This is a genomic window from Ciceribacter sp. RN22 (genome assembly GCF_024054295.1).
Taxonomy (GTDB): domain Bacteria; phylum Pseudomonadota; class Alphaproteobacteria; order Rhizobiales; family Rhizobiaceae; genus Allorhizobium; species Allorhizobium lividum.
The window spans coordinates 2,194,488-2,220,420 of sequence record NZ_JAMXLD010000001.1 but is presented as its reverse complement, the minus strand read 5'-3'; the positions used below and the strand labels follow the sequence as shown (position 1 = coordinate 2,220,420).

The 25,933-nt window shown below is 64.5% G+C and carries 22 protein-coding genes; 11 read left to right on the top strand and 11 right to left on the bottom strand.

The window, feature by feature from the left end:
- Positions 1-175 precede the first annotated feature (175 nt).
- The 4 genes from NHF53_RS10865 to NHF53_RS10850 form a co-directional block, all read right to left on the bottom strand.
- Positions 176-820 carry an acyl-homoserine-lactone synthase gene (locus tag NHF53_RS10865; RefSeq protein ID WP_252834185.1) on the bottom strand — a complete coding sequence of 215 codons (645 nt, stop codon included), beginning with the start codon at positions 818-820 and terminating at the stop codon, positions 176-178.
- Between the two features lie 160 nt (positions 821-980).
- Positions 981-1,730: a LuxR C-terminal-related transcriptional regulator gene (locus NHF53_RS10860; RefSeq protein ID WP_114361572.1), complete on the bottom strand. Its 750-nt coding sequence runs from the start codon at positions 1,728-1,730 to the stop codon at positions 981-983.
- A 154-nt stretch (positions 1,731-1,884) separates the two neighbouring features.
- Positions 1,885-4,191, bottom strand: a complete 2,307-nt coding sequence (locus tag NHF53_RS10855; protein WP_252834184.1) for an NADP-dependent malic enzyme — start codon at positions 4,189-4,191, stop codon at positions 1,885-1,887.
- 103 nt (positions 4,192-4,294) lie between these two features.
- A complete protein-coding gene (locus NHF53_RS10850; protein WP_252834183.1) occupies positions 4,295-4,471 on the bottom strand; it encodes a lipoprotein in 177 nt (58 codons plus the stop codon).
- 185 nt (positions 4,472-4,656) lie between these two features.
- On the opposite strand from NHF53_RS10850, the gene NHF53_RS10845 reads away from it, so the two are divergent.
- The 6 genes from NHF53_RS10845 (at position 4,657) to NHF53_RS10820 (ending at position 10,425) form a co-directional block, all read left to right on the top strand.
- Positions 4,657-5,253: a TetR/AcrR family transcriptional regulator gene (locus tag NHF53_RS10845; RefSeq protein WP_252834182.1), complete on the top strand. Its 597-nt coding sequence runs from the start codon at positions 4,657-4,659 to the stop codon at positions 5,251-5,253.
- A gap of 109 nt (positions 5,254-5,362) precedes the next feature.
- Positions 5,363-6,244, top strand: coding sequence for a UDP-2,3-diacylglucosamine diphosphatase (locus NHF53_RS10840; RefSeq protein ID WP_254007838.1), 882 nt, complete (start codon positions 5,363-5,365; stop codon positions 6,242-6,244).
- 167 nt (positions 6,245-6,411) lie between these two features.
- Entirely contained in the window at positions 6,412-7,560 is a 1,149-nt protein-coding gene (locus tag NHF53_RS10835) for an MlaE family lipid ABC transporter permease subunit (protein ID WP_374591175.1), read from the top strand.
- 11 nt (positions 7,561-7,571) lie between these two features.
- Positions 7,572-8,393 carry an ABC transporter ATP-binding protein gene (locus NHF53_RS10830; protein ID WP_114361575.1) on the top strand — a complete coding sequence of 274 codons (822 nt, stop codon included), beginning with the start codon at positions 7,572-7,574 and terminating at the stop codon, positions 8,391-8,393.
- A gap of 9 nt (positions 8,394-8,402) precedes the next feature.
- Positions 8,403-9,773, top strand: coding sequence for an MlaD family protein (locus tag NHF53_RS10825; protein ID WP_252834179.1), 1,371 nt, complete (start codon positions 8,403-8,405; stop codon positions 9,771-9,773).
- Between the two features lie 31 nt (positions 9,774-9,804).
- Positions 9,805-10,425: an ABC-type transport auxiliary lipoprotein family protein gene (locus NHF53_RS10820; protein WP_252834178.1), complete on the top strand. Its 621-nt coding sequence runs from the start codon at positions 9,805-9,807 to the stop codon at positions 10,423-10,425.
- 84 nt (positions 10,426-10,509) lie between these two features.
- On the opposite strand, the gene NHF53_RS10815 is transcribed toward NHF53_RS10820, so the two are convergent.
- A complete protein-coding gene (locus NHF53_RS10815; protein ID WP_252834177.1) occupies positions 10,510-16,149 on the bottom strand; it encodes a hypothetical protein in 5,640 nt (1,879 codons plus the stop codon).
- A gap of 469 nt (positions 16,150-16,618) precedes the next feature.
- Between NHF53_RS10815 and NHF53_RS10810 the strand changes: the two genes are divergently transcribed.
- Positions 16,619-17,002 (top strand): Hpt domain-containing protein, encoded by a 384-nt coding sequence (locus tag NHF53_RS10810; RefSeq protein WP_114361579.1) that lies wholly within the window; start codon positions 16,619-16,621, stop codon positions 17,000-17,002.
- Between the two features lie 172 nt (positions 17,003-17,174).
- On the top strand, positions 17,175-17,495 hold the full coding sequence (locus NHF53_RS10805; protein WP_112685344.1) for a 2Fe-2S iron-sulfur cluster-binding protein: 321 nt from the start codon (positions 17,175-17,177) through the stop codon (positions 17,493-17,495).
- A 302-nt stretch (positions 17,496-17,797) separates the two neighbouring features.
- Here NHF53_RS10805 and NHF53_RS10800 read toward each other — a convergent pair whose 3' ends face one another.
- Positions 17,798-18,409: a DUF922 domain-containing Zn-dependent protease gene (locus NHF53_RS10800; protein WP_252834176.1), complete on the bottom strand. Its 612-nt coding sequence runs from the start codon at positions 18,407-18,409 to the stop codon at positions 17,798-17,800.
- Positions 18,410-18,515: 106 nt separating this feature from the next.
- On the opposite strand from NHF53_RS10800, the gene folP reads away from it, so the two are divergent.
- On the top strand, positions 18,516-19,376 hold the full coding sequence (gene folP / locus NHF53_RS10795; RefSeq protein WP_252834962.1) for a dihydropteroate synthase: 861 nt from the start codon (positions 18,516-18,518) through the stop codon (positions 19,374-19,376).
- Positions 19,377-19,378: 2 nt separating this feature from the next.
- Positions 19,379-19,897 carry a 2-amino-4-hydroxy-6-hydroxymethyldihydropteridine diphosphokinase gene (gene folK, locus NHF53_RS10790; protein ID WP_252834961.1) on the top strand — a complete coding sequence of 173 codons (519 nt, stop codon included), beginning with the start codon at positions 19,379-19,381 and terminating at the stop codon, positions 19,895-19,897.
- Here the strand turns inward: folK and NHF53_RS10785 are convergent, their stop codons facing one another.
- The 4 genes from NHF53_RS10785 to NHF53_RS10770 form a co-directional block, all read right to left on the bottom strand.
- The gene (locus NHF53_RS10785) at positions 19,898-20,449 is read right to left on the bottom strand and encodes a hypothetical protein (protein ID WP_252834175.1); all 552 of its coding nucleotides are present in this window, start codon (positions 20,447-20,449) and stop codon (positions 19,898-19,900) included. It abuts the gene before it with no gap.
- 127 nt (positions 20,450-20,576) lie between these two features.
- On the bottom strand, positions 20,577-21,665 hold the full coding sequence (locus NHF53_RS10780) for a YcjF family protein (protein WP_252834174.1): 1,089 nt from the start codon (positions 21,663-21,665) through the stop codon (positions 20,577-20,579).
- The gene (locus NHF53_RS10775) at positions 21,662-23,137 is read right to left on the bottom strand and encodes a YcjX family protein (protein ID WP_252834173.1); all 1,476 of its coding nucleotides are present in this window, start codon (positions 23,135-23,137) and stop codon (positions 21,662-21,664) included. The genes NHF53_RS10780 and NHF53_RS10775 overlap by 4 nt, the downstream gene beginning before the upstream one ends.
- Positions 23,138-23,272: 135 nt before the next feature.
- Complete coding sequence (locus NHF53_RS10770) at positions 23,273-23,782, bottom strand: histidine phosphatase family protein (RefSeq protein ID WP_252834172.1); 510 nt, start codon at positions 23,780-23,782, stop codon at positions 23,273-23,275.
- Positions 23,783-24,055: 273 nt separating this feature from the next.
- On the opposite strand from NHF53_RS10770, the gene dksA reads away from it, so the two are divergent.
- Positions 24,056-24,475 (top strand): RNA polymerase-binding protein DksA, encoded by a 420-nt coding sequence (gene dksA, locus NHF53_RS10765; protein WP_112685083.1) that lies wholly within the window; start codon positions 24,056-24,058, stop codon positions 24,473-24,475.
- A gap of 95 nt (positions 24,476-24,570) precedes the next feature.
- Here the strand turns inward: dksA and NHF53_RS10760 are convergent, their stop codons facing one another.
- Entirely contained in the window at positions 24,571-25,866 is a 1,296-nt protein-coding gene (locus tag NHF53_RS10760) for a flagellar biosynthetic protein FliO (RefSeq protein WP_252834171.1), read from the bottom strand.
- Positions 25,867-25,933: the final 67 nt, after the last annotated feature.

Genomic DNA, 25,933 nt, shown 5'->3' with positions numbered 1-25,933 from the left:
GGCGTTCCCGATCGGCGAATGACAGGCGTTGCTCGGATCGACTTGCCTATAGGCCCAATCATCATAGATGGCGAGCGTCATTCCGCCAACCGGAAGCTCGTTTTTGGCTTAACAGACGGCGCCCCGGCCGAAGGTTTGCCTCCGGCCGGTGCCAGACCAGTGAGCCTAGTCGTCGTCAGGCGGCCCGCGCCTGTTCGAGCGTCATCGGCTCCGCCAGTACGCGGTGGTCGATGCCGGCGACTTCCTTCATCCGCTCGAGCAGGTCGTCGCTGACCTCCCAGGCGATCGCGACGGCGTAGACCGAGCCGATCTTCTGGGGGTCGGCGATCCTCTCACCGGGGCAACCCATGCGGCGGAACATGCGCTCGAGGAATACGTCGGTCACCGTCACGATGTGCGTGAGCCCGGAAGCGATCCCGAGTTCGCCGACGCCGCACATCAGTTCGGCAGCGGCGATCGTTACCTGGTTCGACGCGCGGTCCTGCGAGATTTCCGGGTCGATGCAGAAACGGCTCGATTCCCATATCTCGGCACTGCGGATCGGCGGATTGTCACCGAGCAGGACGGGGAACGTGTCGTCGAGCATGTTCGGACCGAGGGTGGGAAGCAGCCGTAGCGCACCGCGCAGGCGCCCCGTCTCGGGTGAATAGGAGAGAACGTAGATCGGGTTGGCATCGTCGTAGTGATCGATCTCCCAGTCTCCCTCCACCTTGACATCCCATTTCAGGAGGTCGTGAAAGACCCGCTTGCGCAGGCTGAATACGTCCGCCATTTCTTTCGAGTAGCGGTCGCGATTGGCTCCGTTGATAATCCTGATCATGCCGGTCTCCCTTCTAAGGTCAGGGAGAAACGTTCGCTTTTTCATCTAGAAATTGAAACTGGCGGTAGGGACAGTTTAAGTCATTGCAATTTGCGATTATTCTCGCTTGCCCATCCTGCAGTGTCGGGACCGCATGTAGAACGTGCGGTGGGCGCGAACTCTATTCAGAACGGTTGTCGGGCCCGGAGATAAGGCCCTGCCAGACCGCCTCGGCGACGGCCTGTGTATTGCTCACGACGTTCAGTTTTCGTCGGGCGTTCGACATGAAATAGCGGACGGTGCGCTCCGAGATGCCGAGGATGACGGCGATCTCCCAGTAGCTCTTCCCGGCGGCTGCCCAGGTCAGCGCTTCCTTTTCCCTGCCGGTCAGAATGGAGCGCATGCTCTCGCGATGCCGGCCTTCGTCGGCCGTCTCCAGCACCGCTGCGTGGAACTTCGCCGCGAGAGCGTGAACGTCGCGGTCGCAGTGGCGACGAAACTGACGCCAGTCACGTGCGTCCGCGACGTTGATCGCGAAAAGGGCCGCGTGGCCCTCGCGGGAGGCGAGCGGATAGCAGACGCCGGTGGTGGAGAGAGAAAGTTCGCGCGCGACGGACAACAGGAGTTGTGCGCTCGGAATCGTTTCCGGCAGCATGGACCAGTCGAGCGGTCGCACCGAGGTGAGTGCGTGCTTGAGCAGCGGGGTCAGGACGTGCGGACCGAGCGCGGTGACGGCCCGGACCACATGCGGTGCATAGGTGTGGTGAATACGATGCAACCTTACACCGGTCGCAGCAGGGATGGCATCGATGTAGAGGATGTTCGAGATACCGAACTCAGCCTGCATCCTTTTGAAAAACGGCTGCGGTCGAACGACCTCTTCGCTTTCCAGCCAGTCCAGCAGGTCAAAATAACCCTTCTGGTTAATCATTATCTGACCCTGACAAATCTATGGGATAGGATCGTCCAGCGCAAATGGCTTGTCCAGCGCATTTTTCATGCGCGGGAGGAGGTCTGATCGTGCCCGTTCGTTGATGCAGGGAGCATCCGTCGCGAGGGCAGTGCCGACGCGACGGGCGTTATCGTCACGCGGGCTGGGTGGCTTCCACGACGGCGAGCGCGGCCATGTTGACGACGCCGCGCGAGGTGACCGACGTCGAGAGCACGTGGGCAGGAAGGGCGGCACCCAGCAGGATCGGGCCGACGTGAAGCGCGTCCATCATGGTGCGCACGAGGCCGAGCGAGATGTTGGCGGCATCGAGATTCGGGAAGACCAGGAGATTGGCTTCGCCGGTGAGCGTGCTGTCGGGCATGGCGCGCTTGCGCAATGCTTCCGAGAGCGCCGAACCGCCCTGCATCTCGCCGTCGACCTCGAGGTCGGGAGCCCGCTCGCGGATCAGGCGCAGGGCCTCCCGCATCTTGCGGGCACTTTCGGAATCGCGCGAGCCGAAGTTCGAGTGGGTGAGAAGGGCCGCTTTCGGGGTGATCCCGAAGCGCCGGATCTCGTTTGCGGCAAGCACCGTCGTTTCGGCGATTTCCGCGGCCGTCGGGTTGTAGGTCACGAAGGTGTCGGTGAAGAAGATCGCGCCGCGCTGGGAAATCAGCAGGCTGAGGCCCGAGAAGGCGCAGACGCCGGGCTTCTTGCCGATGATCTGGCCGACGTCGCGCAGATGCCGGTCGAAACGGCCCTCGACCCCGCAGATCAGCGCATCGGCATCACCGCGGCGAACCGCGAGTGCGCCGATGACCGTGTTGTTGGTGCGCACGATCGTGCGGGCGGCTTCCGGGTTGATGCCGGCACGTCCGACGAGCCCGAAATATTCCTCGACATAGTCGCGGTAGCGCGGATCGTCTTCCGGATTGACCACCTCGAAGTCGGTGCCGGGGCGAATGCGCAGCCCGAAGCGCTGGAGGCGGTTCTCGATGATCGGCGGGCGGCCGATCAGGATCGGCTGGCCGATCCCTTCCTCGAGCAGCACCTGCGCGGCCCGCAGCACACGCTCGTCCTCGCCTTCGGCGAATATGACGCGCTTGGCCGGCGCCTTCTTGGCCGCCGTGAAGATCGGCTTCATGACGAAGCCGGAGCGGAAGACGAAGCGATTGAGCTGGTCGAGATAGGTGTCGAAATCGGCGATAGGGCGGCGGGCGACACCGCTTTCGGCCGCTGCCCTCGCAACTGCCGGAGCGATGCGCAGGATCAGGCGGGGATCGAAGGGCGAGGGGATGAGGTAGTTCGGGCCGAAGGTCGGCGATTCACCGGAATAGGCCTTCGCCGCCACTTCCGACACTTCTTCCCGGGCGAGTGCTGCGATTGCCCGAACCGCCGCCATCTTCATCTCTTCGTTGATGGTCGTGGCGCCGCAATCGAGCGCGCCGCGGAAGATGTAGGGGAAGCAGAGAACGTTGTTCACCTGGTTCGCGAAGTCCGAACGGCCGGTGCAGATCATGGCGTCCGGGCGCGCCGCACGTGCGAGATCCGGCATGATTTCCGGCGTCGGGTTGGCAAGCGCCATGATCAGCGGCTTCTCCGCCATGCGGGCGAGGAGCTCCGGCTTCAGGACGCCGGCGGCCGACAGGCCGAGGAAGACATCCGCGCCTTCGATCGATTCCGACAGCGTGCGCTTGTCTGAGGGCTGGGCGTAGACGGACTTCCAGCGGTCCATCAGGGCTTCGCGGCCGACATAGACCAGACCTTCGATGTCGTGGACCCAGATGTTTTCGCGGCGGGCGCCGAGCGTGACGAGAAGATTGAGACAGGCGAGTGCGGCCGCACCGGCGCCCGAGGCAACGATCTTGACGTCCTCGATCTTCTTGCCGGCGAGATCGAGCCCGTTGAGGATTGCCGCGGCGACGATGATCGCGGTGCCGTGCTGGTCGTCGTGGAAGACGGGAATGTTCATCTTCTCGCGGAGCTGCTGCTCCACCTCGAAGCATTCCGGCGCCTTGATGTCTTCGAGATTGATGCCGCCGAAGGTTGGCTCAAGCGCGGAGATGGTCGAGATCATTTCGTCGACCGCCGGGGCGCTGATCTCGATGTCGAAGACGTCGATGCCGGCGAACTTCTTGAACAGGACGGCCTTGCCTTCCATCACCGGCTTCGAGGCGAGCGGACCGATATTGCCGAGCCCGAGCACCGCGGTGCCATTCGAAACCACGGCGACGAGATTGCCGCGCGCGGTGTAGTCGAAGGCTGTATCCGGCTCGTCACGGATGGCGAGGCACGGCGCCGCAACGCCCGGGGAATAGGCGAGTGCCAGGTCGCGCTGGTTGCCGAGCGGCTTGGTCGCCTGGATTTCGAGTTTCCCCGGTCGCGGATAGCGATGGTAGAAGAGCGCCTGCTCGTCGAGATCGCCGGAGGCCGGTTGCGGCTTCGTCTTGTCCTGAGAATTCATCGTGCCCACTAACATATGTCTCTAAAGTCGAGACTCCTGAATACACGAAAAGTCCTCGGGGGGAAGTGTCTTCGGACGCTCTCCGGCGCCTCCCTGTCGCTTCTTAGACACCCGGCGTGAAGAGCGGCGGAAGCGAGGTGGCGTGCACGCCGTATTTGGAGGTGGTGCACTTGCCGTCCGCCGTCTGCTGGCAGGCTTCTGTCTTCTCGATCGAGCCGGTGGTCTGCGAGCATCCGGCGAGGACTGCGGCGACGAACGTGGCGAGGACGATCTTTTTCATTTTCTTGGCTCCTGGTGTCGGCCGCCGCGGAGGATCCGCGCGCCGTTGAGTGAACTTGCAAGTCTTATATTGAACATCAATGTTCAAATTTCAACGGCAATGCGATAGAAAGAACGAGATGAATTGACGCAGCCGGAATTCCTGCAATTTTACGGGAGCAGGGGAGCGTCGAAAGGAAGGACGTCTTGAGTATCAAAACCCGGATCCGTGATGCGGCGATCTGCCTCTTTGCCAGGAAGGGCGGTGATCGGGTCACCGTCAGCGAGCTGGCGGACGAGGCCGGTGTCGCGCGTGGCACCGTCTACAACACCATTCCCGATCCAGGTGCGCTCTTCGAGGACATCGCCGGTGACCTCGCGCGAGAGATGCAGGACCGGGTGGTGGCGAGCATGGCCGACCTCACCGACCCTGCTTTGCGGCTGGCCTGTGGGGTCCGCCTGTTCATTCGGCGAGCCCATGAAGAGCCGCATTGGGGACGTTTCCTCGTCCGCTTCAGTTTCACCAACCGCGCGCTGCACGGATTGCTGACCGGCTCCTCGACGGCGGACATCCTGAAGGGGATCGAACAGGGGCGCTACGTCGTGCCGCAGGAGCACTTCACTTCGGTGGTGGCGATGATCGGCGGAACGACGCTTGCCGCCATGCTTCTCGTCCAGGAGGGGCACAAGACCTGGCGGGAGGCCGGCAGTGAGGCGGCCGAACTGCTGTTGGCGGCGCTCGGGGTGGATCGGGAGGAAGCGAGAGCGATCGCGACCCGGAAGCTACCGCCGCTTTCCGACTGAATGCGCCATGCCGGAACGACGGCATTTGCGGGAGTTCAATCCCCCACGCATGTCATCAAGCTGAAACAAGACTCTGGTTTTAGAGGCTGATAACGCCAATACCCAGAGGATGACCCTCGTGAGTACACACGCGGATACCCGCCAATTCCGGACGCTCTTCATTTCGGACGTGCATCTCGGCTCGAAGGCCGCGAAGGCCGATTTCCTGATCGATTTCCTCCGGTACCACGAGGCCGAGACGATCGTACTGGTCGGCGACATCGTGGACGGATGGCGGCTGAAGCGCAGCTGGTACTGGCCGCAGGACTGCAATGACGTGGTGCAGAAGCTGTTGCGCAAGGCACGCAAGGGGACGCGGATCATCTACATCCCCGGCAATCACGACGAATTCCTGCGGGGTTTCCCCGGCAGCCATTTCGGCGGCATCGAGGTGGCGGAGCGCATCGTCCACGAGGCGGCGGACGGCAAGAAATACCTGGTGCTCCATGGTGACGAATTTGACGTGGTGGTTCGCAACGCACGACTTCTCGCCTATCTCGGCGACTGGGCCTATGATACGGCGATCGCCATCAACATTCTCCTGGCGGCCGTCCGGCGCCGTCTCGGAATGCCCTACTGGTCATTCTCCGCCTGGGCGAAATTGCAGGTGAAGCAGGCGGTGAACTTCATCGGCGAGTTCCAGAAGGTGGTTGTCGAGGAGGCGCGCCGCAACGGCGTCGACGGCGTGATCTGCGGGCATATCCATCATGCGGTGATGGAAGAGATCGATGGCATTCGCTACATCAACACCGGAGACTGGGTGGAAAGTTGCACGGCGATCGCCGAGCATCACGACGGCCGTTTCGAACTCATCTCCTGGGATCATCTGATCCAGACCCCGACGGCCAAGGGAATCACCCGTGCCGCGAACACGCTTGCGATCCCGCTCCGTGTCGCAAACCCGGCCGAAGCAGACGCGGAAGCCGCTCTGGTGCCTTCCGTCGGACACTGACAGGCCGGGTTCTCTGAGAAAGATGTGGTTTCGCGGCTACGCAGGCCGTCAAACTCCGCGATACGGATTCCAATGAGGGCACCTCAGGTTATACTGCCGCCTCATCTGGTGTAAGCCCGTTGCAGTCGCGAATCTTCGCACGAGAACCGTCAGCCTGTGAGAGACGTCTGACCTTGAATGATCATCCAGGAACCGCTGCCATCGAGGAAGGCGGCCTGCCGGGCGGCGGGCGGCGGCTGATCCTGTCCGGGACCTGGCGCAACAACACGCTCGCCGGCGTATTGCCGAGCATCGAGCGCCTGGGCTCCGACGGAGGTGCCCCGGTCGAACTCGACCTCTCGGGCATCGACGGGATGGACACGGCGGGGGCTTGGCTCGTGCGACGCATCGTCACCGGCCGCGAGGCAGGGGGAAGCACGGTCAGTCTCACGGGTGGCACCGCGGCCATGCAGGAACTCATCCGGGCTTTGCCCGAGACGGTGGAGGCGCCCCATCACGCCGAGGAAAAGGAGCCGCTCTTCATCCGCGCTTTCGGGCCAGTCGGCGTCATGATGGCGCACCTCTGGCAGGACACCGTCGCGATGATGTACGTGCTCGGCTCGGCCGTTCGGGGTGCGCAGATGAAGCTCGGCCGCGGGTCGGGCGTGTCGCCGGCTTCCGTGGTCAACCAGCTCGACCATATGGGAGTTCGCGCCGTTCCGATCATCGTGCTGATGTCCTTCCTGATCGGCGCGATCATCGCCCAGCAGGGGGCCTTCCAGTTGCGCTACTTCGGGGCAGAAATCTTCGTGGTCGACCTCGTCGGCATCCTGCAGCTGCGCGAGATCGGTGTGCTGCTGACGGCGATCATGATCGCCGGTCGCTCGGGAAGCGCGATCACCGCCGAGATCGGCTCGATGAAGATGCGCGAGGAGATCGACGCGCTGAAGGTCATCGGCCTCAATCCCGTGGGCGTCCTCGTCTTTCCGCGGCTGGTCGCGCTGGTCGTGGCGCTGCCGCTGCTCACGGTCGTCGCCAATTTCGCGGCCCTTTACGGGGCGGCGTTGGTGGCATGGGGCTATTCCGGGATTACCTTCGACGTGTTCACGACGCGCCTCAACCAGGCGATCGACTATTCGACCGTCGCCTCCGGCATGATCAAGGCACCCTTCATGGCGCTGATCATCGGAATTGTTTCGGCTGTCGAAGGCATGAAGGTCGGTGGAAGCGCCGAGTCGCTCGGTCGCCACGTGACGACCTCAGTGGTGAAGTCGATCTTCGTCGTCATCCTTGTGGACGGGCTGTTCGCCATGTTCTACGCCGCGATCGATTTCTGACGGAGGGCACGATGAACGAAGCCTCCGCAGCACCGGTGACACAGGAGAGGGAGACGGTCCTGTCTGTTCGTGGCCTCACCGTCGCCTTCGGCGACAAGGTCGTTCTCGACAACCTGGACCTCGACGTTTACCGCGGCGAAATCCTCGGCTTCGTCGGGGCCTCCGGCGCAGGCAAGTCGGTGCTGATGCGCACCGTCCTGCGTCTCCTGCCGCGGCGCGCCGGCACGATCCGCATTCTTGGCGCTGACTACGACAAGGTGAGCGAGGCGGAGCGGATGAACCTCGACACCCGTCTTGGCGTGCTGTTCCAGCATGGGGCGCTGTTTTCGGCGCTCACCGTCAAGGAGAACATCCAGCTTCCGATGCGGGAGTATCTCGACCTGCCGCAGTGGCTGATGGATGAGCTTGCCTATCTGAAGATCAATCTGGTCGGCCTCGATCGGGATGCCGCCGACAAATATCCTTCCGAGCTTTCCGGCGGGATGACCAAGCGCGCGGCACTCGCACGTGCGCTTGCGCTCGATCCGGACCTCGTCTTCCTCGACGAGCCGACGTCGGGCCTTGATCCCATCGGTGCGGCCGAATTCGACGAGTTGATCGCCCGGCTTCGCGATACGCTGGGGCTTACCGTCTACATGGTGACGCACGATCTCGACAGCCTGTTTTCCGTCTGTGACCGTATCGCGGTACTCGGGCAGAAGCGGGTCTTGGTCGAAGGAACGTTAGACGATATGCTCGCCTGCGACGACGAATGGGTGAAGACCTATTTCAGGGGCAAGCGGGCTCGATCCATACCACGGCCGGGACATTCCGGCGACAATCCGGTGAAGTGACAGGTCTCCATGGAAACCAGAGCCAATTACGCAATCGTCGGTTTTTTCACGGTTTTCGTCATCGCTGCCGCATTCGGATTCGTCTACTGGATGGCCGAGTACGGCAGGGGCGGCCCCGTGGCCGCGCTGACCATCAAGATACCGGGCTCCGCCAACGGCCTGAGCATCGGCTCGCCGGTGCGCTTCAACGGCATTGCCGTCGGTACGGTTCGCAGCCTCTTCATCGACAAGGACGACCCGACGTTCTCGATCGCCAACACCGAGGTCCAGGCGGACGCGCCGGTCACCCAGTCGACCAAGGCCGTTCTCGAGATCCAGGGCCTGACCGGGGCTGCCTATATCGAACTTTCCGGGACTGCAGCAGGCGGCGAGAACATTCTGCAGCGCGCGCTTGCGACCGGCGAGCCGGCGGTGCTGGTCGCCGAGCAGTCAAGCGTGACCAACCTGCTTTCGACCGCTGACAAGATTCTGCAGCGCGCGGACGACGCGATCGGTCAGTTCCAGGGTTTCGTCAACGATGCACGCGGGCCGCTCACCAACACGATCAAGAATGCCGAGATCTTTTCGAAGTCGCTCGCCGACAATGCCGACGGCATCGACAAGTTCCTGAAGAGCGTCGGTGATCTCTCCGACTCGGTATCCAGCCTCTCCGGCCGGCTTGATTCGACTCTGTCGGCTGCGGAAGACCTCTTCCGGGCACTGAACTCGGAGAAGATCGACACGATTCTTGCCAATACCGAAAAGTTCACCGGCAGCCTCGCCGAGACATCCGACAAGATCGGTCCCGCGATCGACAGCTTCAAGGAGACTGCCGATACCTTCCAGAAGTTCGGGGTGTCCGCCGGGGAGACGCTCGCCCAGGTGCGCGAACTCGTTGCCGCGGTCGACCGGCAAAAGGTTTCGAAGGTGGTCGACGACGTATCGGTCGCCTCCGCGGACGCCCGTGCGGCCATTGCCAACTTCCAGCAGTTCAGCGAGAAGATCACCGCGCGCCAGGAGGATATCGACCAGGCGATCACCGATTTCACGCAGCTTGGAAACAAGCTCAACAACGCCTCCGACCAGCTCGACGGAATCCTCAAGAAGGTCGATGCCTTCCTCGGCTCGGGCGAAGCCGACTCGTTGAGCGTCGAGGCGCGCAAGACGCTGGTCTCCATCCGCAACGCCGCGGACAATCTGAACGCCCGGATCGGGCCGATCGCCGACAATTTCGCGCGCTTCTCGAACACCGGACTTCGCGACATCCAGGCGCTCGTCGACGATACGCGCCAGACGGTCCGCGGGCTCGACGACGCAATCAGCAATTTCGACAAGAACCCGCAGAGGTTGCTTTTCGGCGGGGAAACGGTCAAGCAATACGACGGACGGACTCGGCGCTGACGGTTCGAAGGCCGGAAGGGACAAGGTGGGCATGGGAGAATCGGAATTCGATTTGCGCAGGCGGCGCCTTCTATGGGGCGCGGTGGTTCTGCCTCTGGTGGCTGCGGGGCTTGCCGGCTGCGGAACCGCGCCGGCGAAGAACGACACATTCGACCTGTCGGTGGCGGCGACCGTCGAGACCAAGGCTCAGGCGAAGAAGCGACAGATTCTGATTGCCGATCCCTCCGCGCTGAAGGCGCTGGACAGCGATCAGATCATGGTTCGCGTCTCGGCTTCCGAGATCCAGTATCTGGCGAAATCGCAGTGGAGCGACCGCCTTCCGCGCATGGTGCAGTCGAAGCTCGTCGAGGCGTTCGAAAATACCGGCCGGATCGGCGGCGTCGGCAAACCGGGGCAGGGGCTGGCGATCGACTATCAGCTCGTCACGGACATCCGCGCCTTCGAGATCGACACCACGGGCAGCGACCGCGCCGTCGTCGAGATATCCCTGAAGCTGCTTAACGACCGCAACGGCACCGTCAAGGCCCAGAAGGTCTTCTCGGCAAGCGTGCCCGCCGCAGGCATGTCGAGCCCATCCTATGTCCGTGCGCTCGACCGTGCCTTTGCGCAGGTCACGGGCGAGATGGTCGCCTGGACGCTGGCACAGCTCTGACATTCTTCCGCTCGTCGGAAATGAAAAAGCCCCGGAATGGCGTTCACCATTCCGGGGCTTTCATTTGTCGTGTTCTCGTGCCGCTCAGCCAAAGCGACCGGCGGCGTGGGCGAGCATCGTGTAGACCTTGCCCGTGTCCGAGGTCAGGTAGGACTGGGTGACCGTCTTGTCCCGGTCGGTGCGGGCGACGTCTGCGAGCAGCTTCTCGAAGTCGGCGATGTAGCGGTCGACGGCGACGCGGAATTCCGGCTCGCGGTCGTACTTGCGCTTGATCTCGTCGAAGGTCTGCTGGCCCTTCAGCGTGTAGAGCCGACGGGTGAAGACGTCGCGCTCGCCGCGCTGGTAGCGCCGCCACAGCTCGACCGAGGCGTCGTGGTCGATGGCGCGGGCGATATCGACCGAAAGCGAGTTCAGCGATTCCACCATGTGGCGCGGGTTGCGACCGTCTGTCGCGCGCGGTGCCGCCGCCGGCTCGGAGGCCTTCGGCGGGACGCCACGACCCTGCAATCCGCTCGGCTCCTGCTCCTCACGGGAAGCGCCGCGCAGCAGGTCGCTGATCCAGCCTCCGGTCTCCTGCCTCGCCGGCGTCGTCGAGGCGACGGGCTTCTGCTCCAGCCCGAAGCTGCCGCGAAGGGCAGGGGCTTCGACCGGGCGCGGCGGCACCGGCTGAGGCCCGGGAATGACGGCAGGCGTCGCTGCGGGGGCGGCGGCCTTCCGCGGCGGCTCGGCCGGACGCGTCTCCACGGCCTTGCGCGCGACGGGCTCGGCGATCTCGAGCTGCTGGGTGGACCGGCCGACGAGCTGCGAAATGTCCTGCAGCGCCTTGATCTGTTCGGCCACCGCCCGGCGCATCGCAGCCGCGCTCTCCTTGGCTTCTTCCGGAAGATCGAAGGCGCCACGCTTCAGTTCGCCGCGGGTCGCATCGAGTTCCTTGCGGATGTCCTGGGCCGATCGGCGGATCTCGTCGGTGGCGCCGGAGAAGCGGGTAACCGCCTCCTCGACGGCCTGGCGCATGACCTCCCGCAGGTGGTTCGCGGCACCATCCGACTTGCGGCCGGCTTCGCCGAGCAGCCGTTCGACGTCTCCGAGCGAGGCGGAGAGCCCGCCACGCAGGCGGTCGGCAAGTTCGCCGGAGCGCTGTTCGGCTTCCGAGAGCGTCTTCTCGATCGACTTGTTGGCTTCCTCGCCGGCCGAGAGCAATGCGTCGCGCATGTTGGTAGCTGTCGACTGGGCCTGCTTTTCGGTGTCGGACAGGATCTTGCCGATATCGGCGAAGGAGGACTGGATGCTCTGGCGCAGGTTGCCTGCAACCTGGCCGGAACGCTGTTCGGCGCGTTCGAAGGCGGATTCGACCATGGAGCCGAGACCGTGCATCGTCGTCTCGATCTCTTCCGAACGCTTGACGAGACCGACCGCGAGGTCGCGCAGCGCCTGCTGGCGTTCCTCCAGCGTACCGACGAGGTTCGACTGCGCAGCACCGAGAAGCTCGGAGGCCTGGCTCAGCACCCTCGAGTGTTCGCCGAAGCGGCCGACGATCGAAGAAACCTGAGAGAGCGTCTGGTCGGAGACGGAGGCGAGCTTTTCGAGCTTGCCTTCGAGCAGCCGGCCCGAAGTCTGCAGGAGGTCGGCGGCTTGCGCGGTCGTGTCGATGAAGCGCGCGGTTGTCTGGCCGAAGCGCTCGTCGGCGGCGGCGATGTTCGACGCTGCCTGTTCGACCATTTCGGTGAGCCCGGAGTTGCTCTCGGCAAGCCGGTCGATGAGCGTGCCGGCCTTTTCGGCAAGGCTTGCCTCGACGGCGCCGAGCGCCTGGGCGGCATGTTCCGCACGCTCGGTCAGGGCGTCGAGGACTGCACCATTCTCCGCGCGCAGCCGCTCGGCGCTTTCGCGGGCGGCCTCGGTGATCCGCTCGGCGGCGGCGCGTCCGGTCTCGGCATAGTCGGCGATGACGGGCAGGGCCTTCTCGTCGATGATGCGAGACAGCTCTGCAGAGCGGCCGGCGAGCATGGAGTTCAGCTCGCGGGTGCGTTCGTCGAGGACGGTGCGGATCGCGTTGCCGCGTGCTTCCAGCGCCTTCTCGACCGAGTTCATCGTGGTCGCGAGTTCTTCGGTGTTGCCGGCGAGGGCTTCGCGGATGGCGGCGGCGCGCGCTTCGAGCGTGCTGCCCGCATCGGCGAGCGTATCGGCGAGCGAGGCGATCCGCGTGTCGACAATCGCTTCGGCTTCCGCGATCTTGCCGGCGATCGCATCGCCGGCTTCCGAGAAGGTGCGGGCGACCGACGCTGCCTGTCCGGCGAGGCGGCTCTGGGTTTCGGTAATGCGGTTGGCAAGGTCTTCCGAGCGTTCTTCTACCGCACGGCTGAACTCGGCGCTGCGGGCGCCGATCGTGTCGGCGAAGTCGGCGCCGGAGCGGTTGAGGAGCTCGACGGAGCGCATGGCTTCGGTGTCGAGGGCCTGTGCGGCCTCCCCGACGGCGCTGCGCAGGGCGGCGGCAAGGCCGGCCGCCTTGCCTTCGATCGTCCGGTTGACAGCATCGAGACCGATGTTCAAGGCACGGTCCATGGTCGACAGGCGGTCGTCGATGACCGCGGTACGGCTGTCGAAGGATTCCGCGACGCGGTTCGTGCCTTCCTCCAGCACGCGCGATACACGCTCGGCGGCCTGCGAACCGACCCGCTCCATGTCCTCGATCTTTTCCGAGAGCTGTGCAGCGAATTTCTCGCCGGCATCGCCCACGCGGCTGTCGACGCCGTCGAGGCCGTCGCGGATGCGATCCTCCAGCGTGCCGAGGCTGGTCTCGATCTTGCTGCTGGTTTCGTCCAGGCGGGCGGTCATGCCACCGACCGAGCGTTCGACGCGATCGGAGAAGTCGGCAGCCGTCCTGGTGATCTCGCCGGCGGCTTCGCTGAACTGGCCCGCGATCGACCCCGCTGTCCCGCGGAGCCGCTCTTCGAGAGCCTTGCCGCTTTCGTCGATGGTGCGGCGCAGGGATGCCTCCTGCTCCTCCAGCGACATTTCGAGCATGCCGGTGCTCGCCGCGATGGATGCGCCGAAGGACGTGCCCTGTTCGACGAGCGTGTTCTCGATCTGCTCGCGGGCTTCCCGCAGGGTGAGGCTGATCGAATTGGTACGATCCTCGAGGGTCGCGCGAATGCGATCGTGGTTCTCGCCGAGCGCGTTGTCGAGGCGTGCCACACCAGTGGCAACACTGTCGGAAATACGGGTGGCGCCATCTTCGATCGCGCGTTCAACACGGCTGCTGCCGCCGCCGAGGGTGGAGGCGAGGTGCTCGGCATGGCGGACGAGGGATTCGTCGAGCCGCTGCTGGTTGTCCGCATAGGCGCTGCGGATCGCCTCTGCCTTGTCGGCGAAGGTCGCCTCGATCTGCCGGTCGGCATCGGCCACCGCTTCGGTGATCGCGGCCGCCCTGCGGTCGAGAACGCTCGACAGGCGGTCTTCCGTGCCCGAGATGGCGTCGACGATGGCATCCGCGCGACCGGAGAGGGTCTGGTCGAGCCGCAGATGACCTTCCGAAAGGGCGGCTGCGATCTGGTGCGTCTTGTCTTCGATCGTGGAGGCGAGGCGGCTTTCGGTGCCGGAGATCGCATCGACGAGGGCTTCGGCGCGTCCGTCGAGTGTCTGATCCAGGCGCTGCTGGCCTTCTGAAAGAGCGGCGGCGATCTGATGGGTCTTGTCCTCGAGCGTCGAAGCGAGGCGGTTCTCGGTGCCGGAAATCGCACTCATCAATGCTTCGGCGCGACCGTCGAGAACCTGATCGAGGCGCTGCTGACCTTCCGAAAGGACCTCGGCGATCTCGCGGCCACGGTTTTCCAGCGTTTCGGCGAAGCGATCCTGGTTGCCGGCGAGTGCGTTGATGACGGATTCGGCGCGGCTCGAAAGCGTGTCCTCGAAACGAGTCTGGTTGGAGGCAAGGGCATTGTAAAGTGCGCCGCTGCGCTCCTCCATGATCGCGTCGATCCGGCTCTGCGCGGCCTTCAGCGTCTCGTCGAGCGCCTGGGCCTTGCTGGCCAGCGCATCGGCGATTTCCTTGGCGCGACCGGCGAGGGCGTCGTCCATCAGTTCCTGGCCAGTGCCGATTGCGGTCGCGAGCGCGAAGGACTGATCCGTCAGGGTGGAGCCGAGGCGCTCGATGCTGGAGTTGAGAATACCGTCGATCGCGTCGGTGCCGCCGCTGACGGTCTCGTTGATCCGCGCGAGGCTCTCCATGAGCTTGCTGTCGAGGCTGCCGGCGCGCTGGTCGAAGGCGCTTGCAAACTCCGCGACGCGCTCGTCGAAGGCCGCGTTGATCTGGCCGACGGTCGCCTGGAGGCGGTCCTCGAACAGGCCCGAACGCAGGTCGAGGTCGACGATCGCGTCGTCAGCGCTGGACTGCAGGCTCCGGCGGAAGTTCGCGCCCTTCTCGTCGAGGGTCGTGTTGAGCTTGCCGAGAACTTCGTCGAGCGAGCTGGTGATGCCGCGCTCGCCGCTCGTCAGGCTCTCGGCGATCTCGCGGGTGCGCTCGACGAGCGTTTCGTTGAGCTGGCGGGCTCGTTCATTGAGGGCGGCGTTCAGCTTCTCGGTGTTGGTGTCGAGCGACGAGGCACGAGTCTCGAATTCGCCGAGCAGGTCCTGGCCGCGCTGCGCGAGCGTGCTGGTCAATTGCTGCAGGCGCGTGTCGAATTCGCTGGCGAGCGAAATGCCGGAGGCCGACAGCGTCTGCACGAGGTTTTCGGTCTTGTTCGAAAGGAGTGTTCCCAGCGATGTCGCCGCCGCGTCGGACTTCTCCATCAGCGCTGCCGCGCGGGTGTCGATCAGGGAGGCGAAGGCCTCGCCGGAGGTCGCAAGACGGACGGAGATCTCCTCGGTCGCCAGCGAAAGCTCTTCCTTCAGCTGTTCGTGAGCGCCGACGATCGAGCTGCGGATGCGCTCGGCGTGGTTGACGATCGCATCGCGCTCGGCGCTCAGTTCCTGGACGAGGCCGCGTACCCGCAATTCGTTGTCGGTATAGCTGCGCTCGAGTGCCGTCACTTCGGAGTGGACGAGGGTTTCGAGTTCGGTCGCCCGTGCGATCGTGCGTTCGATGCCCTCGTTCATCGCCGAGACTTCCCGGCGAACAGCCTGGCCGACCGTCATGATGCGCTCGGAGGCGATCGTCTCCGGCTCGGAAAGACGAAGGGCGACTTCGGCCATCGACCGGGCGGCGTTGCGCAGGTCACGGGCGCGCGCCATCATGATCGAGAAGGCGAAGATCAGCAGGACGGGGATGACCGTGCCGAGGAAAATGGCGACGAGACCGGGAACCGCCGTCGTGCCGGGGGCGCCGGATGTATCCCAGAGCTGGTCGCCATAGAGAAGTTGTGCCAGCCCGAGCGCACAGACGACCCAGAGGATCGAGACGATCGCGGCATTGCGCAGCGCCGAGCGCATCGAAGCGCCTTCGAGCGACTTCATGATCATGGCCGGGCTGCGGCGTGAAGCGTCGTTGGCCGGTTCGAACGCCGGCGACTTCGGCGCGGTTTCTGAACCGAATTCCGCGGAGCGGGTCGCCTTCCTGGCGGGGGCGGGGCGTTGCTGGGTCTTGCCGGACACTTTGCTCTCCCGAGCGTCAGGCTTCTTTGCAAGCTGCGGCGCCGAGGTTTCTTCCTCGTCGAAATCGATCCGCAATGCCGCTTCGAGAGCCTGGAAGGCGCTTTCGTCAATCGACTCGTTGGTCTTCTTGTTCGCCATAGGGTTACGCCTCGCTACGCATACAAGGCCGATCCGGTCGCCTTGCCCTCGCAACTTCGCCAGGGGCCACCGATCGGCCGAACTCGGGACCTTCCCGCTGCCGCCACGCCACGGGAAATCCCCTTGCAGACAAGGCCGGAATGCCCGCTTCTTCAAGCGTCGATGAAAAGCTTCCTTATCATCATCCGACCTTCGGGCAAAGCTTTGCAGCCTATGCCCCTCATATCCGTATCGTAGTGACACATTCGGGTATGCGTTACAATTAAGCGCTCCCGGCATCCCCAGGACAGCTCGTTGTTGTTAACAGTTATTTTACAGATAGCACGTGCGAAAAGCCTGCAATGCCGGGCATTTAGGAGATGTTAACCATAGCGACAGGTTTTCCCGCCAAACGAGCGACGTCTTAAGCAGGTGGCGCCGTATTTCAACCGAGGATCGTCGCCGGGTGTAAGCATGGGAGGTGGCCGTCATGGCAAGTGCAAATGCGGAGATATCGGAACTTCCTTCGGAGGAAGGACAGGGCGGCGGGCGCTGCCCGTCGCGGGCGAGGCCGGTCGACCTCGTCTATCTGGCCGCGAAGACGCGCGCCGACCGCGCGACCGAAGCCGAAGTCCTGCAGGCGTTCGCAAGCCAGGTCCGGCAATGCCTGCGATCACTGGTGCCGGGCGGTGACGCGGCCGCCAACAGGACGGCGGCGGCGCGACTGAGGGCTGCGGCCCTTGCCGTCGGCGCCTTCGCGCTGTCGGCGACGGCGGAAGCGGTCGAGAGAGACGGTGCGGACACCGATGCGATCGAATCCGTCTACTCGCGCGTCATCGAAGCGGAAAACTTCGTCTCGGGCCTTTGTCGCTGAGGGGCATTGCGCAAGCGAGTATCGTAAAGTCGGCCGCACACGTCGCGGCATTTCGGCGGTGCGACACACAGTCTCGTGAAGGAACCCATTCCAGCGGCCCGGAAATGTTGACTGGTTCGGGATTTTCGTGAATGACTTCGGCCGTCTTTCAATAGCCTATCTGGATGCCCCCATGACCAAGCTGAACATCATCGCGTTCGACGGCACGCGTTTCGAGATCGATGCCGCCGACGGCTCCACCGTGATGGAGAATGCGGTGCGCAATTCCGTCCCCGGCATCGAGGCAGAGTGCGGCGGCGCCTGCGCCTGCGCGACCTGTCACGTCTATGTCGACGAGGCTTGGACCGAGGCGGTCGGGGCACCTTCGGCCATGGAAGAGGATATGCTCGACTTCGCCGTCGACGTTCAGCCGAACTCGCGCCTCTCCTGTCAGATCAAGGTGACGCCGGCGCTCGATGGTCTCGTCGTGAAGGTTCCCGAGCGTCAGGGCTGAGAAGCAGACAAAAAAAGCCTCGCTCGTCGTGCGTCGAGGAGCGAGGCAAGGGGGGCGCACCGCCAACAGGCGAGGGAGGAGACACCTGCTACCCGAAGATGCGCCGGGGAGAACCTGACAGACCCGAATCTGGCCGGATAAACTCTCTTTGATCACACGTATAATTCTGTTCTTTAGCAAGTTCTACTGTTAGAAATAGCAGGTTATTCACAGGGTGAAACGCAAGTTCCACTCAAGTTTGACGGGGAAAAGCAGGCTTTTCTGGACGGTGAAGGGCGCGCGGACGGCCGAAAGCGTCGGGGTTACCGCTTCGATCGATAGTTGAGGATGCGAATCATCCGCTTCTCGAAATTCGCTGCCTCGACGCGGTCGAACCGCAACTGGTCCTTGTCATGGGCGTTGATGATCCGGTCGGTGGTTTCGGCGACCTTGATCTCCATGGCCAGGCAATTGCCCTGCGGGCGCAGGCCCTTCAGGCTCGTTTCCAGCTTGCGTGCGTATTGACGGGCGATTTCCGCGTGCCGCTCCTCATGTCGGCGGATATCACTGGAAAGCGCATCCCAGATCAGCGCGAGGTCCTTCCCGGCGCGCTTGCGGTTTTTCCACTTCGGCAGGACGAGCTGGGTCTTCAGCGTCACCTTGGCGGAGCCGACGCGGCAACGGCCGCCGGATTCGACATAGGTCACGTCTCCGCCGAAACGGATGCGCGTGGCGCCGGGATGGCGGGCGCCCGTCGACATCGTATAGGGACCCCGCCGCTCCAGTTCGCGGTCGAGATCCTGGGCGGTCGTGCCGCCGATCTGGAAATAGCTGACCGTCTTGTGGACGATCGTCTCGGCGGTCGCCTGGCTGCTCAGGAGAGCGAGGATTGACGCGACGGAAACGAGATACCGGGGGCGGCGCGCAATCTTCATGCTGGATATCCGCTATGTTGTATTCGATAGGACCTTGGGGCATAGGCCCGGCAAGTGCAATATCGAACATGTATCTTTTTTCGCTTCGGGAGGATTCGCCGTGACGATGCAGGCAGGCAGAACGGACTGGCTTCTCGCCCACGGGCGTCGTCTCGATCTCTCGCGCGGGCGGCTGATGGCGATCGTCAACGTCACGCCGGATTCGTTTTCCGACGGCGGGCAGCATTTCGGCGTCGAAAGTGCCGTCGCTCATGGTCTACGGTGCCTTGAGGAAGGGGCGGACATTCTCGACATCGGCGGCGAATCCACTCGGCCGGGCGCGGTCGAAGTCTCTCCCGCCGAAGAGCAGGATCGCATCCTGCCGGTGATCGAACGGCTGGTACGCGAGCGCGATGCGCTGATTTCGGTCGATACCTACCGTGCGGAAACGGCGCGGCTCGCGATTGCCGCCGGCGCCCACATCGTCAATGATGTGCACGGGCTGCAGCGTGAGCCCGACATCGCAAAGGTCGCTGCCGAGACGGGGGCAGGGCTCTGCATCATGCACACGGGCCGTGGTCGCGAGAAGCTCCCAGACATGATCGAGGATCAGTTCCTCTTCCTGACGCGTTCGCTGGATATTGCGGAGGCGGCCGGCATTGCGCGCGGCGCGATCGTTCTCGACCCGGGCTTCGGCTTCGCCAAGGAAACCGAAGCGGAGAATGTCGAGCTCATGGCCCGCCTCGATGAACTGAAGGCTTTTGGCTTGCCGCTTCTCGTCGGGACCTCTCGCAAGCGCTTCCTCGGGACGATCACCGGCCGCAGCACACCGGAGCGTGATGCGGCGACTGCGGCGACGACGGTACTGCTCCGCATGAAGGGGGCGGCCGTTTTCCGGGTCCATAATGTCGCGATCAACAGGGACATGCTTGCGGTTACTGATGCCATTCTGGAGGCCGAACGGCGGGCAAAGGCGGGTAAACGGTGAATATGGACGCTGCGCAGGAATGGCACCGGGCGACGCTCGGCCTCGGCGGCAATATCGGCGATCCTGTCGCTGCGATGGCGGCTGCGCTGCAACGGCTCGATGCGCGCGACGACTGCCGCGTGGTCGCGGTCTCCCGTCTCTATCGCACGCCGCCCTGGGGCAAGACCGACCAGGCGGATTTCTACAATGCCTGCGCGGTGGTCGAGACGCGGCTTTCCCCCGAGGCGTTGCTCGACGCCTGCCTCGAGATCGAGCGGGAGATGAAGCGGGTGAGGCTCGAGCGCTGGGGACCGCGGACGATCGACATGGACGTGCTGACTTACGACGGGGTCGAATCCCGGACCGACCGGCTCGAAATCCCGCATCCGCGGATGAGCGAGCGAGCCTTTGTGCTGATGCCGCTCGCCGACATCGCCGCGTCGATGCGCATCCACGGACGTTCCGTCGCCGCATGGCTCGAGGAGAGCGACAAGACCGGGATCACGGTTGCCAGCGAGAATGGCGAGTGGTGGCGGCGGTAGTTACTTCTTGAGCGAGGCGGAGGCGTCCGCGTCCATCTCGCGGTTGAGCGACAGGCCGATGACCGGGATCATACGGTCCTCGACCTTGACCGAGATGGTGATGTTCATCGCCGTCTCGTTCTGGACGCGAGCGACCATCGCGCCGTTCAGCTTGGCGCGGTTGATGCCCATGACGACCTTGTCGCCGCTGACCGTGCCGGACACGATGTCGAGACCCTTGCCCCCTGCACCATCGAGGAACTTGCCCTGATAGGTGTTGCCGACCTGGGTGATGACTGCGTTCATCGGCTGCGAGAAGACACCGACGCGGCAGGTACCGTCGAGCTTCAGGCCGGTCTCGCCGCTCGACGAGATGCCGGTCAGGTTGCAGGTGAACTTGGTGCCCTTGTACTTGCCGGCGACGATCTCGCCCGGCCCTTTCCAGATACCCGACACGGAATCGAAGAAACGCTTGTCGCGGGATGCCGCTTCGGCGGACGGCGCGGACAGAACCGCGGCGGCAACGGTGAGAGCGGCGAGAGAGCCGATAAAGGACAAGGAACGAAACGACATCGGTTCACCCTGGCACGAGCAACAAAAAGACCCGTCTGGCATCTAACGCGAAATTGGTTAATGCTTGGTTTCCTCGGCCGCGGGCCGTTTACCCTGTTGTACGAAAAGCGAGTCGGAAACCATCCGGTTATTCCTTGCGGGCACCGGGAGCCGAAGTCAAGCGGGGCGCGAGGTCGGCGACGAAATCGCTGATCCCTGGGCGTTTCAACGCTTTGAACGGCAGGGGCCGGCAAAGATCCATGGCGGCGATGCCGATGCGTGCGGTCATCAGGCCGTTGATTACGCCTTCACCGAGCCGTGCGGAGAGCCGCGAGGCGAGGCCGTGACCGAGAATCTGCTGCGCGAGCCCGTCACCGACGGCGATCGAGCCGGTGACGGCGAGATGGGCGAGGACTTCCCTGAAGAGTCGCATCATGCCGAAGGCGCCGGGTCGACCGCCGTAGAGTTCGGCCATCGCCCGGATCAGCCGGACGACCTCGAACAGCACATAGGCGAGGTCGACGACTGCCCGCGGGCTGACCGCGGTGACGACCGAGACGCGCTTGGCGCTTCCGAGGATCAGCGCGCGCGCCTTGAGGTCGAGCGGGGCGAGCAGCTCGCGTTCGGCAAGGGCGATGAGATGCGGCGCGTCGATGACGTCGTCGCGAGCCGCTTCCAGCGTCGCACGTCCGCGTGCGGTCTCCGGGCGTCCGGCGACCAGTTTGACGAGACGGTCGACGATGGTGCGCGCGGCGCGCGGGCGGGTGCCGGCAGCGGCCGTCTCCGCCTCGGTCTTCAGCGACTGGACGGCATCGAGCCGCCACACGCCGAGTATTTCACGCCCGACGGCGACGGCAAGTGCAGCCAAGCCGACGGCGAGCACGGCAAGGGCGGCGTAGCCGAGCCAGTCGGAACGGGTGAAGAGATCGCGCAGGAGACTGTCGACCCAAAGGCCGAGCGCCAGCGACAGCAGGATCGAGAAAGCGCCGAGCGCCAGCTTTGCGAAGGAGAAGCGCCGGGGCCGAGGTGTCGCGACCGGAGCGTCCGCGATCTCCGACAGGTCGTTCGTCGAGAGAAACGGATCGTCCGCCTCGGCGACCACCGCAACCTCGTGATCGAAGCTGCGCGGCGCACGGGCCTGCGGCTGCGCCGGTGCCGCGTGCTCCTGTGGCTCGACCGTGAAGGCTGCCGGCCGACGCCCGTTTTCCGGCGGATGGGACGGTGATTTCTTCGTCATGCCAGTTTATCCCCGAGCAGGAACTGCATGGCCCTGTCGAGCCGGATGTGCGGGACGGAAAGGGTAATTCCGCCTCCGGTCTCCTCGATCTGTGGCGGACGGAAGCGCACGATGTTGAGTTCCGGCAGGTAGGCGCCGTGGCTGGCATCGTCCACGCTGCGGAAGAACCGTTCGGGGTCGGCCGGCAGGTCGCCCGGGAAAATGGCGGTCTTGCGGTTGCCGTCGAAGCGTTCCTTGCCGACGGTCTCGCCCGCCATCGGCGTGCCGACCACCACAGGCAGTTCGTCGCCGTTCTGCTTCACGGTCGCTTCCCGGGTCGCACGCACGGAGGCGATCGCCATCACCTCGATACCCGCGCCGGTCATGCCGATGCGGGTCGTCGCCCGGTCGACGAGACGGCGGGTGATCGCCTCGAGCCGGTCGTGGCTCTCGTGATGCAGGTGGTCGGCCTTGGTCGCGGCGACAAGCACCCGGTCGATGCGCCGGCGAACGAGTGCCGTGAGGAAGGAGTTCGAACCCGCACGGAAACAGGCGAGCACGTCGGTGAGGGCGCGTTCGAGGTCCTGCACGGCTTCCGGCCCGCGATTGATCGCCTGCAGGGCGTCGACCAGCACGATCTGCCGGTCGAGCCGCGCGAAATGTTCGCGGAAGAAGGGTTTGACCACGACCGATTTGTAGGCCTCGTAGCGGCGCTCCATCATCGCCCGGAGCGAGCCTTTCGGCGCCCTGGTGTCCGGCAGGTCCGGCAGGGGGGCGAAGGTGAGGGCAGGCGAGCCGTCGAGGTCGCCCGGCATCAGAAAACGTCCGGGCGGCAGTGTCGAGAGCGAGCGCTCGTCCGCCCTGCAGGCCCTGAGATAGGCGGTGAACCGTTCGGCGAGTTCCCGGGCGAGCGTCTCGTCGGCCGGTGCGTCGCCGTCGACCGTCGCCGTTCGTTCCAGCCATTCGCGCGAAAGTTCCGCCCGGATGCCGGTCCGCGCAAGCCCCACCGTGGCGGCGCTGAAGTCGCGATAGTCCTGGCTAAGCAGCGGCAGGTCGAGAAGCCACTCGCCGGGGTAGTCGACGATGTCGACGGAAAGCCGGCCCGGCGAGAAGAGGCGATTCCAGCCGCTGGCGCTCTCATAGGCGATCGTCAGGCGCAGTTCGGAGATTGCGCGGGTGGAATCCGGCCAGATGCGGTCCTTCACGAGCGCGCGGATGTGATCCTCGTACTGGAAGCGCGGCACCGCGTCGTCCGGTTGCGGCTCGAGCCTCGTCGCGGAGATGCGTCCCGCCTGCAGAGGTTCGAAGAGCGGCAGACGACCACCATGCAGGAGATTGTGGATGAGCGAGGAGATGAACACCGTCTTGCCGGCGCGGGCAAGGCCGGTCACGCCGAGACGGATCGACGGGTTGACGAGGTTTGCCGCCCGGTCTGCCAGATTGTCGAAGGCGATCGCGGCCTCGTCGGCGAAGGATGTCATGGATGGCGGCAAGTCGGGTATCCCTGCGGCAGCGTCACGGTTTCGGCTGAGCGTCCGAAGGACGGGCCGAGCGCAAATATAGGCAGCGGAGGGGCGAGGCGAAAGGGCAGCGCAGCATATCCGCGGCCTTTCGCCGCCTCAGGCCGTTCATCCGGCCAGGAAATCCGCGAGCATCCAGGCGCTGTTGTCCGGTGTTACCCCTGCCGCACGATCGAGGACGGCAAGGCCGGCCGTCGGGAAGCCTTCGGGTACCGCCGCCTGCGCCGCCTCGCTGCCGGCGAGCAGGAACAGCGCCTCCTCGATCGAAGGGTTGTGCCCGACAAGCATCACCGAGCCGTAATCCTTCAGCGCGCCGAGTATGTCGAAATAGCTGTCGGCGGGGCAGTTGTAGAGCTCGTCGAGATAGCGAAACTCGGTCCGCGTCGCGTATGCGCCCCGGAAGGCATCGGCGGTTTCGCGGCACCGCCGGGCAGTCGAACTGACGATCAGGTCGGGGCGGTAGCCGCGCTCGATTGCCTGTTCGGCGACGCTTGCAGCCTCCTGGCGACCGGCGTCGTTCAGCGCCCGGTCGAAGTCGCGTTCCCCCGGTTGCGCCCAACCGGATTTCGCATGCCGCAGCAGGTAGATACGATTTTGGGGTGGCGTCACCGAGGTCATCCGTTCAGCTTTCTGCGACTGCGCGTGCCCTCTGACTAGCTTCACTGGGGGATGGCCGTCAACTGGGCTTCCGTAGTGCTCCCTTACGCAAGGGGAAGTGCGGGGGCGACCGGCAGCAAGCGTCTCGAATTTGGAAATAATGCTTAAGAAATAGACATTTAGATTAATTATATGACAGAATTAAAAATGGTTTAAAGCCGGTTGTAAGGCTTGAATGCGCTTTAGCGAAAGGATATACAGCCGCCCATTGAGATGTTCTTCAGGAGAATCGCGTTGAGTGAGAAGATCGATCTTAGCAATTATGTGCTCTCGGAAGACGATGAGTTCATGAACGCGAACCAACGGGCCTACTTCCGCGCAAAGCTTATAGCCTGGAAAAACGACATTCTTCGCGAGGCCCGCGAAACGCTTGACCATCTTGCCGAGGAAAGTGCCAACCACCCCGATCTCGCCGATCGCGCATCGTCGGAGACGGACCGTGCCATCGAGCTTCGGGCCCGTGACCGGCAGCGCAAGCTGATCTCCAAGATCGACGCGGCGCTGCAGCGTATCGAGGACGGCACCTACGGGTATTGCGAGGAGACCGGTGAGCCGATCGGACTGAAGCGTCTGGACGCCCGCCCGATCGCCACGTTGTCGATCGAGGCGCAGGAGCGCCACGAGCGACGCGAAAAGGTTTACCGGGACGAGTGACCGGATTTCGAAGCCCGCTCCTCGGAGCGGGCTTTTTTGTCACGCTGCCGTTTCTCCGTTCGGCGCGGGCAGGACTGCGACGCCAATCGTGAAGGTCACCCGTCGCGGCTCGCCGACATCTCTCCGAATATGCGGGCGATTTCCTTCTGCAGGCTCGGCTCTTCAGCGGCATCGGAAGGGCGGTTGCCGGCGATGTCCACCTTCGGTGCGCCGACGACCGGCGGAATGCCGACGGGGCGTTCGGGCCTGATCGCGGGTGCGGCGGCGGTGTCGGTCGCAGGGACAGGCGCCGCCGACGCAGTTGCCGCGAGGTGGCGTTCCATCTCTTCTTCCAGAACCCGTTCGAAATCGCTCGGGATTCGCTGTTTCGGTGCCTCGTCCACCTTTGGTTCTTCCAGGGACGGCTGCGGCTCGGGGGCGAGTTCCGGCTCCGCCGCGGTTGTCTCCGTCAATTCCGGCATGACGCGGCCACGAGCCGCTTCGAGGATATCCTCAGCCTGGGCGGAAGCGAGCGAAACATCACTGTCTTGCGTCGGGGCGGCCGGCGCGGCGGCTTCCACAGGCTGGGTGGGGGCCGCAACCGCGGCAGGTGTCGCCGCGGTCATCGACGGGCGGCTCGGAGGCAGAACCAGCGGAGGTTCGACCGGTGATGCGGTCGCTATTTCGGACTTTGGTGGTTCCGTTGCTGCGACGACCGGTACGATCGTAACCGGGGCGTCATCCCTGACGACTGCAGGGGCGGCTACAGGCTGGATGGGCGCCGGGCTCGGCGGCGGTGCGGACGCGGCTATGTCTGCGGCCGGAACCGGCTGTGGCGCCGGCTGCTTTCTCAGCGCCGGCTCGATTGCCGCGGCCGCGGTGACGGTACGCATGGGCTCCGCGGCCGGTTTGACCGGTGCCGGCGGCTGTCGCGGCGGTTCGCGACGAATGGGTGCTGCGACCGGCTCCGGCCTGTTTGCCGGGAGCTCGGGCTCGGGACGGATGGCGGCGATTGCTGCCGCCGGTTTGGGAATCGCCACAGGCTCGCGATCACCCGGCCGGTCTTCGTGTGCGAGCGGGACGGCCTGCGACGGCGACACGGGCGTGGCCGACAGGTAGGCGCGTTCGTCGCCGATCCCGCTTTCGATGACGATGTCGGTCGGCCCGCCGATCATGACGAGATGTTCGACATTGTCGCGGCGCACGAGCACGAGGCGGCGGCGCGCGTCGACCGCGGCGGCATCGAGGACCTGCAGGCGCGGCTGCCTGTTGCGCCCGCCGCGCACGAAGGGCGAGGGCGCCCGCTTGCGCAGCAGCCAGAGCACGATGAACAGGCACAGGAGCGCCAGGCTGACACCCAGTGCCGCGACCAGGAAACGATTGCCGTAAGCGGCGACGAGTTCTTCGATCATGTCGGCCCTCCTTTTTCCCGCTTTGTGGCAGAAGACCGCCGGCAGCGCAATGCGATCACCGGGCAGC